The 16,072-nt window shown below is 46.7% G+C and carries 19 protein-coding genes and 1 pseudogene; 4 read left to right on the top strand and 16 right to left on the bottom strand.

Translation table 11 applies throughout. The annotated features are described in order from the left end of the window. Positions 1 to 7: 7 nt before the first annotated feature. From tmk to NFR62_RS05555, 9 genes are all read right to left on the bottom strand, one after another. On the bottom strand, positions 8 to 649 hold the full coding sequence (tmk, locus tag NFR62_RS05595) for a dTMP kinase (RefSeq protein ID WP_251615546.1): 642 nt from the start codon (positions 647 to 649) through the stop codon (positions 8 to 10). Beyond that, positions 646 to 1,719 (bottom strand): aminotransferase class I/II-fold pyridoxal phosphate-dependent enzyme, encoded by a 1,074-nt coding sequence (locus NFR62_RS05590; RefSeq protein WP_251615530.1) that lies wholly within the window; start codon positions 1,717 to 1,719, stop codon positions 646 to 648. Before NFR62_RS05590 ends, tmk begins: the two co-directional genes overlap by 4 nt. Then, the gene (locus NFR62_RS05585) at positions 1,716 to 2,483 is read right to left on the bottom strand and encodes a hypothetical protein (protein ID WP_251615527.1); all 768 of its coding nucleotides are present in this window, start codon (positions 2,481 to 2,483) and stop codon (positions 1,716 to 1,718) included. Before NFR62_RS05585 ends, NFR62_RS05590 begins: the two co-directional genes overlap by 4 nt. Before the next feature lie 149 nt (positions 2,484 to 2,632). After that, entirely contained in the window at positions 2,633 to 4,117 is a 1,485-nt protein-coding gene (lysS, locus tag NFR62_RS05580) for a lysine--tRNA ligase (RefSeq protein WP_251615524.1), read from the bottom strand. Between the two features lie 58 nt (positions 4,118 to 4,175). After that, positions 4,176 to 4,640, bottom strand: coding sequence for a transcription elongation factor GreA (gene greA, locus NFR62_RS05575; protein WP_251615520.1), 465 nt, complete (start codon positions 4,638 to 4,640; stop codon positions 4,176 to 4,178). A gap of 128 nt (positions 4,641 to 4,768) precedes the next feature. Beyond that, on the bottom strand, positions 4,769 to 5,944 hold the full coding sequence (locus NFR62_RS05570; protein ID WP_251615516.1) for an aminotransferase class I/II-fold pyridoxal phosphate-dependent enzyme: 1,176 nt from the start codon (positions 5,942 to 5,944) through the stop codon (positions 4,769 to 4,771). Between the two features lie 34 nt (positions 5,945 to 5,978). Beyond that, complete coding sequence (locus NFR62_RS05565) at positions 5,979 to 6,467, bottom strand: Lrp/AsnC family transcriptional regulator (RefSeq protein ID WP_420851355.1); 489 nt, start codon at positions 6,465 to 6,467, stop codon at positions 5,979 to 5,981. Between the two features lie 43 nt (positions 6,468 to 6,510). Continuing rightward, on the bottom strand, positions 6,511 to 8,427 hold the full coding sequence (locus tag NFR62_RS05560) for an aconitate hydratase (protein ID WP_251615514.1): 1,917 nt from the start codon (positions 8,425 to 8,427) through the stop codon (positions 6,511 to 6,513). A 106-nt stretch (positions 8,428 to 8,533) separates the two neighbouring features. Then, a complete protein-coding gene (locus NFR62_RS05555; protein WP_251615512.1) occupies positions 8,534 to 8,794 on the bottom strand; it encodes a hypothetical protein in 261 nt (86 codons plus the stop codon). Between the two features lie 181 nt (positions 8,795 to 8,975). Here NFR62_RS05555 and NFR62_RS05550 point away from each other — a divergent pair, with 181 nt between their 5' ends. Next, on the top strand, positions 8,976 to 9,746 hold the full coding sequence (locus NFR62_RS05550) for an undecaprenyl-diphosphate phosphatase (RefSeq protein WP_251615510.1): 771 nt from the start codon (positions 8,976 to 8,978) through the stop codon (positions 9,744 to 9,746). 65 nt (positions 9,747 to 9,811) lie between these two features. Next, the gene (locus NFR62_RS05545) at positions 9,812 to 10,315 is read left to right on the top strand and encodes a TspO/MBR family protein (protein ID WP_251615508.1); all 504 of its coding nucleotides are present in this window, start codon (positions 9,812 to 9,814) and stop codon (positions 10,313 to 10,315) included. Positions 10,316 to 10,402: 87 nt separating this feature from the next. Here the strand turns inward: NFR62_RS05545 and NFR62_RS05540 are convergent, their stop codons facing one another. Both NFR62_RS05540 and NFR62_RS05535 read right to left on the bottom strand, forming a co-directional pair. After that, on the bottom strand, positions 10,403 to 10,591 hold the full coding sequence (locus NFR62_RS05540; RefSeq protein ID WP_251615506.1) for a hypothetical protein: 189 nt from the start codon (positions 10,589 to 10,591) through the stop codon (positions 10,403 to 10,405). Between the two features lie 155 nt (positions 10,592 to 10,746). Next, complete coding sequence (locus tag NFR62_RS05535) at positions 10,747 to 10,971, bottom strand: hypothetical protein (protein ID WP_251615493.1); 225 nt, start codon at positions 10,969 to 10,971, stop codon at positions 10,747 to 10,749. A 117-nt stretch (positions 10,972 to 11,088) separates the two neighbouring features. Between NFR62_RS05535 and NFR62_RS05530 the strand changes: the two genes are divergently transcribed. Continuing rightward, positions 11,089 to 11,301 carry a helix-turn-helix transcriptional regulator gene (locus tag NFR62_RS05530; protein ID WP_251615491.1) on the top strand — a complete coding sequence of 71 codons (213 nt, stop codon included), beginning with the start codon at positions 11,089 to 11,091 and terminating at the stop codon, positions 11,299 to 11,301. 31 nt (positions 11,302 to 11,332) lie between these two features. Here NFR62_RS05530 and NFR62_RS05525 read toward each other — a convergent pair whose 3' ends face one another. From NFR62_RS05525 to NFR62_RS05515, 3 genes are all read right to left on the bottom strand, one after another. Then, the gene (locus NFR62_RS05525) at positions 11,333 to 11,773 is read right to left on the bottom strand and encodes a hypothetical protein (RefSeq protein WP_251615490.1); all 441 of its coding nucleotides are present in this window, start codon (positions 11,771 to 11,773) and stop codon (positions 11,333 to 11,335) included. A 427-nt stretch (positions 11,774 to 12,200) separates the two neighbouring features. Then, entirely contained in the window at positions 12,201 to 12,746 is a 546-nt protein-coding gene (locus NFR62_RS05520) for an NADH peroxidase (protein ID WP_251615488.1), read from the bottom strand. Positions 12,747 to 12,899: 153 nt separating this feature from the next. Beyond that, the gene (locus NFR62_RS05515; protein WP_251615486.1) at positions 12,900 to 13,295 is read right to left on the bottom strand and encodes a Fur family transcriptional regulator; all 396 of its coding nucleotides are present in this window, start codon (positions 13,293 to 13,295) and stop codon (positions 12,900 to 12,902) included. A 243-nt stretch (positions 13,296 to 13,538) separates the two neighbouring features. Here NFR62_RS05515 and NFR62_RS05510 point away from each other — a divergent pair, with 243 nt between their 5' ends. Continuing rightward, a complete protein-coding gene (locus tag NFR62_RS05510; protein ID WP_251615484.1) occupies positions 13,539 to 13,796 on the top strand; it encodes a hypothetical protein in 258 nt (85 codons plus the stop codon). 73 nt (positions 13,797 to 13,869) lie between these two features. Here the strand turns inward: NFR62_RS05510 and NFR62_RS05505 are convergent. Both NFR62_RS05505 and NFR62_RS05500 read right to left on the bottom strand, forming a co-directional pair. Continuing rightward, a pseudogene (locus NFR62_RS05505) lies at positions 13,870 to 14,194 on the bottom strand (TfoX/Sxy family protein). Between the two features lie 20 nt (positions 14,195 to 14,214). Beyond that, entirely contained in the window at positions 14,215 to 15,795 is a 1,581-nt protein-coding gene (locus NFR62_RS05500) for an ABC-F family ATP-binding cassette domain-containing protein (protein WP_251615482.1), read from the bottom strand. Positions 15,796 to 16,072 lie beyond the last annotated feature (277 nt).

Here is a 16,072-nt window from a genome sequence, read left to right as displayed (position 1 = left end):
TTGTTTCCTATTCTCCCGTGCTTTTTCCGAACACGCCGCGCTTTGCGAGCGCTTCCACAATTTGCGCGTGCGTTTCGTATTTTGTGCCTTCGGCTTTAAAACATAAAAATCTTTCGGGTTCTCGGCTTATTATAGCTTTAAAACCGTCGTATACTTTGCGGTGAAATTCAAGCGTTTCGCGCTCTAACCTGTCGGTTTGCTTGGCTCCGCCTTTGCGCGCAAAACCTTTGTCGGGCGGCACGTCTATAAAAACGGTGCAATCGATTTTTATTCCGCACATTGCCGCGCGGTTAAGAGCCTCAACCGTAGAAACGTCTATTCCGCGAGCATACCCCTGATAAGCGGCGGTCGAATCGGAATATCTGTCGCAAAAAACAGTTATTCCGTTTTCGAGCGCGGGCTTTATAACCGTTTCGGTGTGCTGGCTGCGCGCCGCGCAATACAAAAGCAATTCGGTCATGTCGCTCATTTCGGAATTTTGCGGGTCGAGAATAACTCCGCGAATTTTTTCGCTTAGTTCGCAACCGCCCGGTTCGCGCGTGAACAACGCGTTTATTCCGCGAGTTTCGCAATATTCTTTTAAAAGCCTGAGTTGCGTGCTTTTGCCAACGCCCTCGCAGCCCTCTATTGTAACGAACTTTCCTTTCATGCTTTCTCCGTAAGCTCTTTAATTAGCCGAGCGAGTTTTTCTTCCGAATCGTAAGGCGTCAATATGAACACCACTCTGCCGTTTATAACCGCCTCGCACGCGATTCCTTTTTTATAAAGCGCATCGAACAGTTCTTCGGCTGTTCCCGCTCTCGGCTTTACGCAAATTCTCGTGTAATCCGAATTAGGCAAAACGTCGGCAACCGCTCGAATTTTTTGCGACACTTCTTTTAAATAGGCGTAACATTCGAAATTCGCCGACGCTTCGAGCACCGAATTTTCGAGCCGTTCCAACAGCGCGTAATTTTCGCTCGTAGTTCCGAGCAACCCGAGAGCGTGTTCCGCTTCGGGCAAAAAGCGCGGTTCGTTTACCGCAAGCAAAGCCGTTTGAGTGTACGCCCCAAGCGTTTTGTGCGCGCTCATGTTGCACAAATCCGCAACGTTGTCGAAACGGAATTTTCCGAGCTCGGGCGCAAAAGCGAAATGCGCGCCGTGAGCGGAATCGGCTATTAAAGCCACTCCGCGCGATTTGCAAAGCTTTGCAATTTCTATGTCGGCAGTTCTGCCCAAATAATCGGGCGACGTTATAAACAGAGCGCTTGCGTCGGGATTGCGCTTTAAAGCTTCTTCCGCTTCCGAAAATTCGAGCGGAGCGGGCAAATTGCCGCAACCGCAGGTAAACACCGCGCCGCCCACGCACTTCTCTCCGTGCCGAGCAATGGGAACGGGTTTTATATCCGCAAGCTCGCACCCGTCGGCAAACGCTTTATGTGCGCCCGACGCGAACAGCACTTTTTTGCCGCGAAACAATAAAAGCGACGCTTTAATGCCTATACTCGAACCGTTCGTAAGATAGCGAACGGCGCGAACGCCGTAAAGTTTTGCGGTGCGCTCCTGCGCCCTTATCACGGCGTCGGCGGGGAAAATTTTTCCGCCTATTCCAAGCTCGGTAACGTCGCGCGGGCAGAACTCGCCCTTATGTCCGGGCGTGTGATACGAATCGTAGCCGCCCGACGCATATTCGTTTAATAAAGCGGAAATGTAACCTCTTTTTTCACCGCGCTCAATCATACTCTCACGCGGTAATATTTAATAAATCTGTTCACAACGTAAAACGTTTGACGGTTGGCTTTTTTGGCTTTCTTTCCGAACCCGCCTATGTTCACGCTCGACGTGTTTATAACAAGATAGAATTCGTCGTCGGGCTGTTCGTTTTCTTCCACTTCGGAATATTGTTCTTTGTATTGCTCAACGCTGCGCCAATCTGTTTTAAAAGGAAGATTTGAAAAACCGCTTACCTTAATTCCCGTTCTGAGCTCCGTTCCGTCTTCGCGTTTCACATAATGATATTGTAAGTCGTTTATGCCGAGAGCCGCGCCGTCGGGATTGCCGTCTGCGGTTAAACCGGGCAAAATGTAGTCGTTCAAAATTTCGTCGGTGAGCACCAAAAAGCCTGCCCCCATCGATTCGAGCAACGATTTGCCTAAAATAAGCACGTCGCTCGACACCATGCCGTGAGTTTGAAACAGAGTAGAATACTCTTTGCCGAGAGGGTCTTGCGTTTCGAACGAAATTTCTCTGAGCACCGCCTCGCCGTATCTTGCGTTTTCATAGTTTTGGCGCGTCATGTCTTCGAGCACTCTGTCCGTAAAGCGGTTGTCGTCGGCTTCGTAGCACGACACGAAAATATTCACGTCCTCGTAGTCGCGCGTGCGGTTAATCTGCGAAAAGGCGAAATAAAACAATACTATGCCCAAAACGAGAATAATAAGGTATTTGTACCAATCGTATTCGAGGTGGTCGTTTATTCGCTTTTTCGTTACTTTGTTATCCATAATTTTTACTTTGTTGCAACACCCGATTTAAGAGCGGCAACATTTTAACTAACGCAATTTTTTGCGGCAACAGCATTTAGCTTGTTGTTCTGCGAGCGCTCGAATTTTTTTTCAACCGTTACCGAAAGACGCGTAATTACCTGCCGCCGCTAATTGCGTGGTTTCATTGTGGGAAATAATATAACGTCTCTAATCGACGCGCAGTCGCACAAAAGCATTATCATGCGGTCTATTCCTATGCCGAGCCCGCCTGTGGGAGGCATACCGTATTCGAGCGCCGTAACGAAATCGTCGTCGTTTTGCTGAGCCTCTTCGTCGCCGCCCGCGCGCATTGCCATTTGAGCGTTGAACCTTTCTTTTTGGTCTATGGGGTCGTTCAGCTCGCTGTAAGCGTTGCCCATTTCTCGCGCGTAAATAAAGAATTCGAAGCGGTAAGTTAAGCGCGGGTCGGAGGGAATACGCTTTGCAAGCGGACTTACTTCAACGGGATAATCGGTTATAAACACAGGTTGAATAAGCTTACTTTCCACAAGTTGGTCGAACGTTTCGTATAGAGCATGTCCCCAACTCGACTTTTTCGGGTCGATTTGCACGCCCGCTTTTTTCGCGGCATCCGCAGCGGTTTTGTCGGTAAGCTTATCGAAATCGAGCCCAGTATATTTTTTAACCGCCTGAATCATAGTCAGGCGCTCCCACCTGTCGGCAAGATTTATATCGGTGCCCTGATAGTTTATTACGCCGTTTTTGCCCACAGCCTTTGCCGCCGCCGCAAAAATGCTTTCGGTAAGGTCCATCATGTCGTTATAGTCGGCGTAAGACTGGTAAAGCTCCATCATTGTGAATTCGGGATTGTGCTTTATGTCCATTCCCTCGTTGCGGAACATTCTGCCTATTTCGTAAACCCTGTCGAACCCGCCTACTATAAGGCGCTTTAAATACAGCTCGGGCGCTATTCTCATATACATATCGAGGTCGAGCGTGTTGTGGTGGGTTATAAACGGACGCGCCGACGCGCCGCCCGCAATCGTATTTAAAATAGGAGTTTCCACTTCGGTGAACCCGCGTTCGTCAAGACATCTGCGAATCGCGGATATTATTTTGCCGCGCGATTCGAAAACCTCTTTAACTTCGGGATTCACAATAAGGTCAACGTAGCGCTGGCGGTATCTGAGGTCGTTGTCTTTAAGTCCGTGAAACTTTTCGGGAAGCGGCAAGAGCGATTTAGAAAGAAGTTCAACCGCCTTAGCCTTTACGCTCACTTCCCCTTTGTGCGTCATAAACACTTCGCCTTCTATTCCGAAAATGTCGCCTATGTCGCTCTTTTTGAACTCGGCGTACTGTTCTTCGCCCAAATCGTTTATGCTGACGTACAGTTGAATTTTGCCTTTGCCGTCGAGAAGATGGGCAAAGCTCGCTTTGCCCATAACGCGTTTGCTTAAAAGTCTGCCCGCAAGACGCACGCTCTTTCCGTCGAATTCGGAAAAGTTGTTCACCACGTCGGCGGAATAAGCGGTGCGCTCGAAGCGCACTTTTTCAAAAGGATTCTTGCCCGCGTCCACAAGGTTTTTGAGTTTTTCGCGGCGCACCTTTACTATTTCGTTATAATTTTCTTCGGTAAGATTGTCGTTTTCCATTTTTGCGAGTCGCGCTCCTTTGTTTTGGGAATCTTTAAAACGAATTTTTTATCCGCGTTTACTTTATATCGACAATCTTGTAAACGGCGTCGCCCATAGGCGCTTTAACCACAACTTCGGCGCCCTTACGCTTGCCGAGCACAGCCTTTCCGATAGGCGATTCGTTGGAAATTCTGCCTTCCATAGGGTTGGATTCGTGAGTGCCGACAATGGTGTAGCTATACACTGCGCCCGTTTTAACGTCTTTTATTTCTATCTTGCTTCCGACGTCGGCTTTGTCGCCCTTAACTTTTTCGTCTATTATTTGAACGTTGCGGAGTTTCGCTTCGATTTCTATAATCTCCGCTTCCATTTTAGCCTGTTCTTCTTTGGCAATGTCGTATTCCGCGTTTTCGCTAAGGTCGCCGAATTCGCGCGCCACGCGAATTTTTTCCGCCATTTCCGCTCTGCCGTTCACCTTTAAATCTTTGAGCCGCTCTTCGAGCTGTTTTTTGCCTTCGGCGGTCATAAAAATTTCTGCCATTTCTATTTCTCCTTTTTTTACACTCTGTTATTCTTTTTTATATCGAAAGTTCAACGTTTAAACGTTACAAACAAACTTTTGCCGATTTATTATAATATTATAACGCAAGTGGCTTACCGTTGTCAAATTTATTTGCGGGACGCCACAAATTCGCCTATTCTCTTCATAGCTTCGCTAAGCTGCGCCATACCTGTGGCATAGCTGCAACGAACGTGCTCTTTGCCCGCCGCGCCGAACGCGTCGCCGGGAACAACCGCCACATGCTTTTCGCGCAGTAATTGCTCGGCAAACTGCTCGCCCGTAAGCCCGAGCGATTTCACGCTCGGGAAAGCGTAGAACGCGCCGCTCGGCTCCGAACATTGCAGCCCCATTTCGTTGAACGCGTTCACAACGAACCTGCGGCGCATGTCGTATTTGTCGCGCATCTCTTCCACCGCCGCAAACCCGCTTTCTTTGCCGGTAACGAGAGCCGCCAACGCGGCGTACTGGCTCATAGTGGGCGCGCACATAATAGTGTATTGATGTATTTTCAGCATTGCCCCGAGAATTTCGGCGGGCGCGCAAACATACCCCACTCGCCAGCCCGTCATGGCGAATGCCTTGCTAAAACCCGAAATCAGCACGGTGCGTTCCGCCATACCGTCGAGCGCCGCAACCGAAACATGCCGCCCCGAATATGTCAGTTCGGCGTAAATTTCGTCGGATATGGCGATAAGGTTGTGTTTTTTTATAACGGCGCAAATCGCTTCGAGCTCGGCTTTATTGAGCACCGCTCCTGTGGGATTATTGGGATACGGAAGTATTACAGCTTTGGTTTTTTTCGTTATAGCCGCCTCGACAGCTTGCGGCGTGGGCTTTAAACCGTTTTCGGGACTGCACGCAACAGGCACGGCGACACCGCCCGCAAGCGCTATCGCAGGGCAATAGCTGACGTAAGACGGGTCGGGCACAAGCACCTCTTCGCCCGCGTTCAAAAGCGCGCGCAAACTAAGGTCTATCGCCTCGCTCGCTCCGATTGTAACCATAACTTCGTCGGGCGAATATTTAGCGTTAAACCGCGAAAAAAGATATTCGCTTATTTCCTCGCGTAATCTTTTAAGACCGCTGTTCGAGGTATAAGCCGTGTATCCTTTTTGAAGCGACTTTATAGCCGCGTCACGTATTTCCCAAGGGGTAACGAAATCGGGCTCGCCCACTCCGAGCGAAATCGCGTCGGGGTCTTCCTCCACAATTCCGAAAAACCGCCGAATGCCGCTCGGCGGAATGGAATGCGCCGTCTTTCCTATAATTTCGTCGTAATTCATAGAGCCGCCTCCGAAGCGCTGAATGTGAGCGGCGTCACGGATTCACCGCAAGCCTTTTGCTTTTTTCGTCTTCGAGCACAACTCCGTCCGATTTGTATTTTTTTAATATAAAATGCGTGGCGGTGCTAAGCACTTTATCCATAACCGACAGCTTTTCGCTAACGAAACCGGCAACTTCGCGGAGCGTTTTTCCCTCTATAAAAACCGCAAGGTCGTAGGCGCCCGACATAAGATAAACGCTTTTCACTTCGTCGAATTGGTATATGTCTTGGGCAATGCTATCGAAGCCGTGAGAAAACTGCGGGCTTACTTTAACTTCTATTAAGGCTTGCACTCCGTCGCTTCCGAGCCGAGACTCGTTTACGAGAACTGTGTATTTAGCCAAAACGCCGCTCTTTTCCATATCTGCCAAAGCGTCGGTTATTTCTTTAAGAGGCTTGCCGAGCATAACCGCAACAGTCTCGGGCGGGGTTCTGCCGTCGTCTTTTAAAATGGATATAATATTCGAATACAACTTATTCATGATTTTGCAATATCCTCCAAACCATTTGAAAGCACTGTAAAACTTACTTCGATTTTGCCGCGCTCAACGCCAAAACGCCGCCGCCGAGCATAACCTCTTTTAAGCGCGGGCTAAGGCTGAGAACCGTAGGAATAGTCGCTCCGTTCGTTTTGTTCACAACGGTAATTTTACTGCCCGACATTATTTCGGAGAGCGCGTCCGCAATATAAAGCTCGTCGCCTTCGGCAATCTTTTTCTTATCGGCGGGATTTTCGAAAACGAGCGGCATAATGCCGTTGTTTATCAGGTTACTTTGATGTATGCGCGCAAAAGACACCGCGATAACCGCCTTAATGCCCAAATAAAGCGGCACGAGAGCGGCGTGCTCGCGGCTCGAGCCTTGCCCGTAATTCGAACCCGCCACAATAAACCCGCCGCCGTTTTCTTTCGCTCTCGCAGAAAATTCGGGGTCTACGGGATTAAGACAGTAGTCGGAAAGATACGGTATATTAGAACGGTACGGCAACAGCTTGCTGTTCGACGGCATAATATGGTCGGTGGTTATATTGTCGTCGCACACAATTAAAGCTTTTCCGCTAATCTTCTTTTCGAGTTTTTTCGCTTTGGGAAAAGGTTTTATATTAGGTCCGCGAACTATTTCCACGTCCGAAAAATCTTCGGGCTTTAAAATAAGATTGTCGTTTATTTCGAACCTTTCGGGAAGTTGCACATTCACTTCGGGAAAATCCGACGGGTCGGTAAGTTTGCCGAAAAGCGCCGTGTAAGCCGCAGTTTCGGGGCTTACAAGATACACGTTCGCCGAAGCCGTTCCGCTGCGAGCGTAGAAATTGCGGTTAAACGTTCTAACGCTCACCGCGTTCGTTTTGGGCGACTGCCCCATTCCTATGCACGGTCCGCAGGCGCATTCGAGCACGCGCGCGCCCGCAGATATAATATCGGCAAGAGCGCCGCATTTAGAGAGCATTGTTAAAACCTGACGGGAACCCGGACTAACGGTTAGGCTCACGCTCGGCGCAATCGTTTTGCCCTTTAATATAGCCGCCACTTTAAGCATATCGGCATAGCTCGAATTAGTGCAACTTCCTATGCAAACTTGGTCAACCTTAATATCTTTAAGCTCCGACACGGGTTTCACGCTGTCGGGGCTGTGAGGGCACGCCGCGAGCGGACGAAGCTTAGCGAGGTCTATTGCAATGCTTTCGTCGTAGCTTGCGTCTGCGTCGGCGAAAAGCGGCACGAAGTCGGATTCGCGCCCCTGCGCTTTAAGAAACGCGAGCGTCGTTTCGTCGGACGGAAAAACCGACGCCGTAGCTCCGAGTTCCGCGCCCATGTTGGCGATTGTTGCGCGCTCGGGCACCGAAAGAGTTTTAACTCCGTCGCCGCAATATTCCATAACTTTGCCTACGCCGCCCTTAACGGTGAGAATTCTAAGCACTTCCAAAATTATGTCTTTCGCCGCCGCGTTATGAGTCAGCTTTCCTTTAAGTTCCACTTTAACCACTTTGGGCATATTGAGATAAAGCGGAGCGCCGCCCATAGCAAGCGCAACGTCAAGCCCGCCCGCCCCTATTGCAAGCATTCCCATGCCGCCGCAAGTGGGAGTATGGCTGTCGGAGCCTATAAGCGTTTTGCCCGGTTTAGAAAACCGTTCGAGGTGAACTTGATGGCAAATTCCGTTTCCCGGCTTAGACACGCGTATGCCGTGTTTTAAAGCAACCGACTGTATGTACGCGTGGTCGTCGGCGTTCTCGAATCCCGACTGTAAGGTATTGTGGTCTATATACGCGACGCTCAATTCGGTTTTAACTTTGTCTACGCCCATACTCTCGAATTGAAGATACGCCATAGTTCCCGTAGAATCCTGCGTTAGCGTTTGGTCTATTTTGAGTCCGATTTCGCTTCCCGCTTTCATATCGCCGCTAATAAGGTGCGCTTTAATGATTTTTTCGGTAATATTCATATTGTTCCGCCTGTGTTTTATTTTTTCGTTCTATTGTAACTTATTTGCCGCGCAATGTCAATTAAAACCGCTTCTAAGCCCCGTTCTCCCGTTTGCCTAAAAGTTTTTATTCGCTCGCGTTTTCGAGCTGCAACAAATCGAATCCCACATGTTCCACGAAGTCGGTGGAACGAAACTTTGCAATATTGAACTGCGTGTAATTTTTAACATGACTGCTTAATATTACCGGCGTGGGAATATCCATATCGTGGCAAATGTCGGTTAAATAATATAAAAAATCGTCGGGATTGAATTTATCGGCGCTATGGTAAAGATAGCTTTGCAAAATTTTGTGATTCTTGATTGTTTTAGCCCAAATTTTAAACATTAGTTTTCTCTCTTTCACGCCGCAATTTCGGCGCGCATATAAAGTATAACATTTTTTTTCGAATTACACAAACGAATAAACGCCGCACCGCGCAAAAGGTATTGCGCTAATTTTGGCGAACGCTGTTTAAGTAGCGCCTTAGTACGTTATTTTTGCGCATGCTCGCTCATATAAATAGAGCATGACCGTATTGGAAGCGATAATTTTAGGACTCGTTCAGGGACTAACCGAATTTTTACCCGTATCGAGCAGCGGACACCTTTTGCTTTTCGGAAAATTTTTAGGCGTGGGAACAGTGAGCGTCGGGTTCGAACTCGTGTGTCATTTGGGCACGCTCGCCGCCGTTTGCTTAGCCATGCGCAAAGACATTGCGGGAATAATTAAAAAACCGTTTTCCCGCCAAGTGAGAACGGTAATAATCGCAACGATTCCCACCGTGATTATAGCGGGCGCAATATCGTACTTTTTCCGCGACATCCTCGAAGGCTCAATGCTTGTGTACTGTTTTATTATAACGGGCATACTGCTTTTGTGCTGCGGGTTTGCTTCCGGACAAAACGAAGAAAAGCGTATGCTCTACCCTCACGCCGCCGTAATAGGCGCGGCGCAAGGAATAGCCGCGCTTCCCGGACTCAGCCGCAGCGGCGTTACTATGGCAACCGCAACTCTTCTCGGCTACAACCGCGAACAGTCGGCGCGCTTTTCTTTTCTTATATCAATTCCCATAATTATAGGTTCGAGCATTGTGGAGCTTGCGCTACACGGCGTAGGCGCCGACGTAGGCGCGGCGGCGCTTTTTGCCGCTCTCGTTTCGTCGTTTGCAAGCGGACTTGCGGCTGTCACTTTTATGCTTAAACTCTTAAAAAAGCACAGCCTCGACGGTTTTGCGATTTATCTGTTTTTGCTTTCGGTGTTTATGCTGTTAAACGACTACGCGCTTCATCTTTTTTAAACGCGGATAAAAACCGAACGCGCGGCGCAAACTATCCTTAATCGAACACGGAGGATAGCTAAATTATGGCGCAAACCGCACATCTTAAAAGAAGAGCGAGTATTCCGCTTTTTATAACAACCACTTTCGGCACGCTGTTGCTCGGCATGCTTTCAGGTCTTTTTTCCGGCAGCAAAGCGGGCTACAATTCTCTTGCCCTTCCGCCGGCAACACCGCCCGATGCAGTGTTTCCAGTTGTGTGGAGCATTCTTTACGCAATGATAGGACTTTCGTTGTTTTTCATTTTGAGAAAAACCGCTATAACCGAATCGCTCGCAATGCGCAGAAAAACCGCCGCGATTTTATGGTTTATTCAGTTTGGGGCAATGCTCGCTTGGCCGTTCGCGTTCTTCACCTTAAAGCTCTATATTTTCAGCTTTTTATGGCTCGCCGCGCTCGTGGCTTTAAATCTTGCGCTTATAATTTGCGCGTTCCGAGTATCCAACCCCGCAGGCGCGCTCTTAATTCCCTATCAAGCGTGGCTAATGTTCGCGCTGTACTTGAATTTGTTTATAGCAATACTGAATTAAACGAAAGGAGCTATTGCAAAACGCAACGGCTCCTTAATCTTTTTCGTTCATAAAAATAGCAAGCGCAGTTACACTTGCTATTTTTTACTAATTTTTCGCTGCTTTTACCAATTCCTTGAAATCTTCTTTATCAATCAAACCGTCTTCCAACATTTGTCTTAACTCGGCTATGTTTGAAGACGCACTCGAAGACGATTTGCTTTCGCTTTTTACCTTGCTTTTTGCTTTATATTTTTTAATGTGACTCAAAAGCACATTATAATATTGTTCCGCCATATCGCTACTGCATTTTATAGAAAACGAGGCGTTCTCTATTGATTGAAAATCATTATTGTTATTTACCGTAAGCCTACTTGAATAACTAATTACGGCATATTTAGTTTTAAAAATAAGCCCCTCTTTGTAATAATTTAAAGATATTTTTTTAGGGTCTACAAATTTAAATCGCAAATCGAAATATTATAAGTATAGTTCTTTAATAAGCTATTGCCACCGACATGCTCGTCCACCGAAATCATACGGTTTGCATCCGTTAAAAAATAGCACCCGTATAAAACCGTAATAATTTCTTCATTCACATATAATTTTTCAAGAACCGCATCGATTCCTTTTTTTCTAAAGTAACATTCGTTTTTCAGTTCTTCATATGTTCTCATAAAAACCTTCCTTTTTCTAAATTATTTGCATATTTTCTGCTGTGAAAACATAATTATAGTAGAATAGAATATTCTATACGTCAAGCCATTTAATAGAATATTCTATAATATATAAATATGGATTTGTCTTTTTCCGAAATTTTGGAAGAGTTTTTAATACTTCGCGGACTTACTCAAACTGCATTCGCGCAAAAAATAGGTATAAAACAAAGTCAAGTTAGCGAATGGCTGAAAGGAAAAGCAAAGCCCGGCTACGACATGCTTAAACGCATGGCGGTCGAGTTCGGCGTGTCGGCGGACTATTTTCTCGGCATTACCGACACGATATAAAAAAGCGGGTTTAAAAGCCCGCTCATACTTTTTATTTTAAAATTTTTATGCCGCCTATGAAAGGCAACGGAGTGTCTTTATCGGTAACTACATACACTATTCCGAGAATACCGAGTAACAACAGAGCAAGCGAATAAACGCCCGCAAGTATTACGAAAAGCCTTCCTATAAAGCCGCCGAAAATCGTTAAAATGCCGAACACTGCATTCCCTATAACCGAAAACAAAAACAATACCAAGCCCTCGTTGGCGTGTCGGGTTGCCTTAGCGTCGCCCTTATATAAAACAAGCGGAAGAAAAAACAAAATACCCCACAAATAGCATAACGAAAAAATAACTTTTCTTTCCGTAGCCTTGTCAATCGTAGGGCTTTCGCTTTTTTGAGGCTCGCTTCCGCCTTCTTGCTGTTGCTCTTTCGCAGTCGTATTTTGTTCTTCTTGTTCTCGCTCTATGTTTTCGTTTTCCTCAGGCATACCGCACCTCTTCGCTTAAATCAAATTCAAGCAAAAAATCTTTACGATATATTATATCCCTTTCCTTTCGAAAAAGTCAATAAAAAGCAACAAAAAAGAACAAGCTTATATAACTTGCTCTTTTTTTGTTTTATTGAATAGTGTTCTTACGCATGAGATTGCTTCGGGCTACGCCCTCGCAATGACAAGCGGCTTTTATTTGCAAAAACTGTTTCTCTATGATACTCGCTACGCTCGTGGCGTTTGCGTTTTCACACTCGGCTAAATGCAATAACATTTTGCCGCCTTAAACACTACTCCGCACAAAAAGCCGCAGAGTGGTGCAGAGAAAGACAACAGGCATGTCGTCGACGAGGGCGCGTACTTCTTAGTACGTAACCGAGCCGACTACATACACGTAGCCTTTATATGTGCCGCTATGCGGCTTTTATTTATTAAAGTATCTTTTAAGCAACCCTTCAAATGCTTTGCCGTGACGCGCTTCGTCGCGAGCCATTTCGTGAACTGTGTCGTGAATGGCGTCGAGGTTGGCGGCTTTGGCGCGCTTAGCCAAATCGGTTTTGCCCGCCGTGGCGCCGTTTTCGGCTTCTACGCGCATTTTAAGGTTTTTCTCTGTGGAATCGGTTACCACTTCGCCCAAAAGTTCGGCGAATTTAGCGGCATGTTCCGCTTCTTCGTAGGCGGCTTTTTCCCAATACAAACCGATTTCGGGATAACCTTCGCGATGAGCCACGCGAGCCATAGCAAGATACATTCCCACTTCGGTGCATTCGCCGTTAAAGTTCATGCGCAAATCGTTTATAATGTCTTCGGGCACACCCTTAGCAACGCCCACAACGTGCTCCGCCGACCACGCAAGTCCCGCGCCCTGTTCCACGAATTTGGAAGCGGGAGCTTTGCACTGAGGGCACTTTGCGGGCGGCTCGTTTCCCTCGTGAACGTAACCGCAAACCGAGCATACATACTTTTTCATTTTGTTTTTCTCCTTTACTTTTTATTTTTTTGTTTATGTTTTTGCAATGCCTTTCCGCATTGAAAAAGCCTTTTTTGTTGCGAATAATGAATACCCACGCAAAACCGCGTTTATTTTCAAAACTTTACGGGTTCGAATATACAAAATGCCGTGCTAAGAAAGCGATGGGTCGCAGTCTTTTTGTTTGCGCGCGCATTCGGGGCACAGCCCGTATACAACGGTTTTAACGCATTCAACTTTATAACCCGCATGTTCGAGAGCGTCGGCAACGTCGCCGTACCCGAACAGGTCCCCTATTTTGCCGCACCCTTTGCAAACAAAGTGCGCATGGCGCGAAGTGTCGGCGTCGAAATGCGTGCTACCGTCTTCGGTTTCGAGCGTATTCAACTCGCCGCTTTCTCCGAGCTCGCGCAAGTTGCGGTAAACCGTTCCCAAACTTATGTTGGGAATTTTTTCGCGCACTTTTTCATATACCGTGTCGGCGTCGGGATGCTCTTTCGTGTTTCTCAACACTTCGAGTATCGCTTCCCGCCTACTGCTGTAACGCATAAATTCTCCTGCCACACGCGCGCTTACTCAATCCGCTTCGTGCAACTCCATAAAGATATTTGCTTATCAAAAATTTTCAATAACATAATTTTTATAATAATAATAATTATTATTGTTTATATTATAATTTTTTTTACGCAATATGTCAAGCAAAATTACAATATTTTGACAAAAATACTTGCTCGGTTTTGTAACGCCGCCGATATTTCGGGCATAGCATGGTAATATACGGAGGATAAAATTATGAACGAATTCGACAACTACAACCAATCCTGTTCTATGTGCGGAAATTGCGGCAACAACTGCGGCTGCAACAAACCGCGTTGCCCTAAGTGCGGTTGCTGCCACGAGCAAAATAATTGCTGCTGCGAGCAAAAACCGTGCCGCGAACACAACCATTGCCACGAGCAAAACAACTGCAACTGCTGCCGCCCGCAAGTGCAACGTTGCGATTTTTGTTCGTGCCTTCGCCGCTTGTTCTGCGGTTGTTGCAGACGTTAGGCGAATAGGTTTGCTTCTTCCCCACTCCTGCTAAAAAAATGCGGCTGCGTTAATACGCAACCGCATTTTTAGTTCACTTTTTTTTCTTCTTTTTGGCGGGTTCGGGCAATTCGCCATATATTGCCGCAAACAATTCGGTTATAAACTCTTTGTCTTCAACGTCTTTCAACAAAAAGCATTTCTTTCGCTCCCGCATAAGGCGGAACAAGCGGCGCATCGGGCATTAGCTCGAACGCCTTAGGAACGGGCTTTATTAGCAGTTTATTGTCGCAAATATACGCCGCAATTTTGCTTTTGTAATAAACTATATATTCGCCCATCATGCTTCGCACGGCGATTTCGTTTAGCTCGGATAACTGCCCGACGATAAAATCGACAAATTCTTTGCTTGTTGCCACAGCGCGCCCCTCCGCAACGTTTACGCGTCGAGTTCAAGATATTCGTCGTAAGTCATATCCCTATCGAATATCTTCTTGCCGCCCTCTATTTCTATTATGCGGTTTGCAACGGTGGAAATAATTTCTTCGTCGTGCGTAACGAAAAGCATGCCGCCTTTAAAGTTTGTCATGCCCTTATTTAGCGCCGTTATGCTCTCTAAATCGAGGTGGTTGGTGGGTTCGTCGAAAATCAAAAAGTTGGCGCCGAGCAGCATCATTCTCGCAAGCATGCAGCGCACTTTTTCGCCGCCCGAAAGCACTTTCGCTTTTTTGAGCGCCTCTTGCCCCGAAAACAACATTCTGCCGAGCCAACCGCGCAAATACTCTTCGTAATGGTCTTTTGAATATTGACTGAGCCACTCTACAAGCGACAAATCCACTCCGTCGAAAAAGTTGTCGTAGTTTTGCGGTAAGTATGCGGTTGTAATCGTTTGTCCCCACTTAAAGTAACCAGAATCGGGTTGCTCGAGCCCCATAAGCACGTCGAACAGCATACTCATGCTTTGGCTCGACGAGCACAAAAAGCCTATTTTGTCATCGCGTTTCAACTTAAAAGAAACGTTCTCGAAAAAGCCTTTTTTAGTAAGTCCTTCCACTTCGAGAATTTCGTTGCCTATTTCGCGCTCGTATTTAAAGTCTATAAACGGGTATCTGCGGCTCGAAGGCTTAATATCTTCAAGCTTGATTTTTTCGAGTTCGCGTTTTCTGCTTGTGGCTTGCTTCGATTTGCTTGCGTTTGCCGAGAACCGCGCAATAAATTCCTGCAATTCTTTGGCTCTCGCTTCCATTTTCTTATTTTGCTCTTTTGCCTGACGCGCAAGAAGCTGGCTCGTTTCATACCAAAAATCGTAGTTGCCGACAAAAACGTTTATCTGTTTAAAGTCAACGTCGCATATATGAGTGCAAACGCGATTCAAAAAGTGGCGGTTGTGCGACACAATTATAACGGTGGTGTCGGTAAGCTCCATAAGATACCCCTCTAACCATTTCACCGTTTTGGCGTCGAGGTTGTTTGTAGGCTCGTCGAGAACCAAAATATCGGGAGAGCCGAAAAGACTTTGCGCAAGCAACACTTTAACTTTAAGTTTTGCGTCCATATCCGACATAGGGGTGTCGAACAGCGAAGAATCTATTTTAAGCCCGGATAAAAGAGTTTCGGCGGCAGACTCAGCCTCGTAGCCGTTCATGTCGGCAAACTCGCCTTCAAGCTCTGCGGCACGCTCGCCGTCCGCGTCCGAAAAATCGGGCTTCGAATAAAGAGCTTCGCGCTCTTTGGCAACTTCCATAAGCCGCTTATGCCCCCACATAACGGTTTCGCGCACCGAATACGCGTCGTAGGCGTTTTGGTTTTGCATAAGCACGCTCATGCGCTCGTTTTTGTCTATCGTAACGTCGCCCTTGTTCGGTTCGAGCTCGCCGCTTAAAATACGCAAAAAGGTAGACTTTCCCGCGCCGTTCGCGCCTATTATCCCGTAACAATTCCCTTTTGTGAATTTAAGGTTTACGTTTTCGAACAGCACTCTGCCGCCGAATTGAAGTGTAACGTTATTTACGCTAATCATAATTTAGTCCTTCTCCGAAATAGCAGTTAAACAGCTGCCGGAGCCAAATAAAAAAGACCCCGCAGTTAAACAAGGTCTTTTAATTATTCAATAAAATTTATACCTAACCATGCGACAAATATTACGCTTTGAAACAGTTAGACGTGCACATTTATATTACTTTAACCTTGCCAGTGTAATTATATCACGTTTAAAAATAAAAGTACACTGTTTTGAACAAACTTTTCGAGACCTTAAAAGCTTCTACGGCAACGGATGTTTTACATTAACTCGAAAT

This window comes from Pumilibacter muris, from assembly GCF_943193045.1.
Classification (GTDB): Bacteria; Bacillota; Clostridia; order Christensenellales; family Pumilibacteraceae; genus Pumilibacter; species Pumilibacter muris.
The sequence above is the reverse complement of the archived record's forward strand: the minus strand, read 5'-3'. Positions and strand labels throughout refer to the sequence as shown.